The following is a 1,855-nucleotide window of genomic DNA, read 5'->3' on the forward strand; positions in this document are numbered from 1 at the left end:
AGGCAAGCCATCATCGACGCTTGCTGCGATGCCTGGAACCGCGCCACCAGAGATCCAAGCCGCATCCGGTCCCTTTGCAACTACCCGTACATTAAAGCGGTCAGTTCATGAGCGGGCCGGTATTAAGCATTCCGCATTGTGACCCGGTCGCTCCCAACAACCGGATCACGACCGAAATGAAAAGCACGCAGCGTTTGCAAATGCGATTGAACATCCACAGCTTTGTCTGGCGATCCAGCGACCGAAGTTGCTTTCTTTGGACTTGGGTCGGTATTATTATTTTATCAACGATCCTGTGGTCTTCTTTGCTGCTGACCATCGTGGGCTTCTTATAGCGGAAGCTACACAGCTACGGTGCTCAGATCATGGAGCTTGAGCCAGCGTAGAGCGGATTCGGATCAGCTGCTTTCTAGGCGTTTGATCCCGGGCTTTAATGGTGCAGTCTTTTCGCAGGAGTGGAAGGATGCGCTATGGTCCAAGTTCTTCATGGATGCGCAACGACGACAGAGGCGGTCCGTCGAGCGATACAGCCTGAGGGCTCTGGCGCAGCGCTGCGGGATCAACCAGAAGACCGTTGCGAAATGGAAGCCGCGGGGCAGGACGTGGAGGAGGACGCGGCGAATGAACTCGCCCGCCTCCAGCGTCAGCGTGCGGTGGCGGGCGGCGCCGCCCTGGCGATAGTCCTTGATGCGGACGGTACGTTGGTCGGCCCCCACCGGGTGGTCCAGGGCAAATCTTAGTTCATGAGCGGCCTTTGCGCCAAGGCTGGCGTGGCCGGCGAAGCTGGTCCGGGTGGCGAAGACGGCCATTGCAGAACCTGCGGTGCCGGCGAGCGGTAGCCCAATGACGAGTGCGGACGTGCCGTGTTGTAGTGGCGACGCCAGCTTTCGATCACGACCTTCGCCTCGGCCAGCGAGTAGAAGATCTCGCCGTAGAGGAGCTCGTCCCGAAGTCGGGCGTTGAAGCTTTCACAGTAGCCGTTCTCCCATGGGCTGCCCGGCTCGATGAACGCCGTTTTGGCACCCACGGCGACGATCCATTCCCGCATTGCCTTGGCGATAAATTCCGGCCCATTGTCCGAGCGTATATGGTCGGGCACGCCGCGCAGGATGAACAGGTCGGTCAAGGCGTCGACGACGCTGGTCGAGTTTAGCTTGCGATCGATTCGGATCGCCAGGCATTCCCGGGTGAACTCGTCGATGATGTTCAGCATGCGGAACTTGCGCCCATCGTGGGTGCGGCTCTCGACGAAGTCGTAGGACCAGACATGGTCGCGATGCTCCGGCCTTAGACGGACGCAGAATCCATCGTTCAGCCAGAGCCGACCCTTCTTCGGCTGCTTGTGCGGCACTTTCAGCCCCTCCCGTCGCCAGATGCGCTCGACCCGTTTGATGTTCACCGTCCACCCGGCCGCATGCAGCAACGCCGTGATCCGGCGATATCCATAGCGGCCGTACTGGGTGGCGAGCGCGATGATATCGGCGGTCAACGCCGCCTCATCCGCTCGACCGGTCGGCGTCTTGCGTTGCGTCGAGCGATGCTGGCCGAGCAAACGGCAGGCAAAGCGTTCGGACACCTTGAACATCGTTCGGACATGCTCGATGCACCGCCGACGGCGGGAAGGGCTCAGAAGTTTCCCGATGCGGCCTCTCGAAGGATCAGCTTCTCCAGGGTCAGGTCGGAGAACGCCTTTCGAAGGCGCTCGTTCTCCTTCTCAAGGTCCTTCAGGCGCGTACGCATACGCTGTAGGCCGCAGGCTCGATTTCACGTAGTCTTTAGTGCGCCTTTGATCTGATCGGCGATGATGTCACGAAGCGCGTCGATACCGGCCTCGGTGAAGGCGAGCGTTTGGCGA

General features: G+C 60.3%; 3 pseudogenes. 1 reads left to right on the plus strand and 2 read right to left on the minus strand.

The annotated features are described in order from the left end of the window. Window positions 1-470 precede the first annotated feature (470 nt). Window positions 471-588: pseudogene (locus H9Q09_RS22275) on the plus strand (IS481 family transposase); the annotation flags it as partial. Here H9Q09_RS22275 and H9Q09_RS22280 read toward each other — a convergent pair. Further along, window positions 582-707: pseudogene (locus H9Q09_RS22280) on the minus strand (transposase); the annotation flags it as partial. The pseudogenes H9Q09_RS22275 and H9Q09_RS22280 sit on opposite strands and share 7 nt — an antisense overlap. Window positions 708-736: 29 nt before the next feature. Further along, window positions 737-1,731: pseudogene (locus tag H9Q09_RS22285) on the minus strand (IS3 family transposase); the annotation flags it as partial. Between the last annotated feature and the right edge of the window lie 124 nt (window positions 1,732-1,855).

Origin of the sequence: Aurantimonas sp. DM33-3 (assembly GCF_014334315.1) — a bacterium.
Classification (GTDB): domain Bacteria; phylum Pseudomonadota; class Alphaproteobacteria; order Rhizobiales; family Rhizobiaceae; genus Aurantimonas; species Aurantimonas coralicida.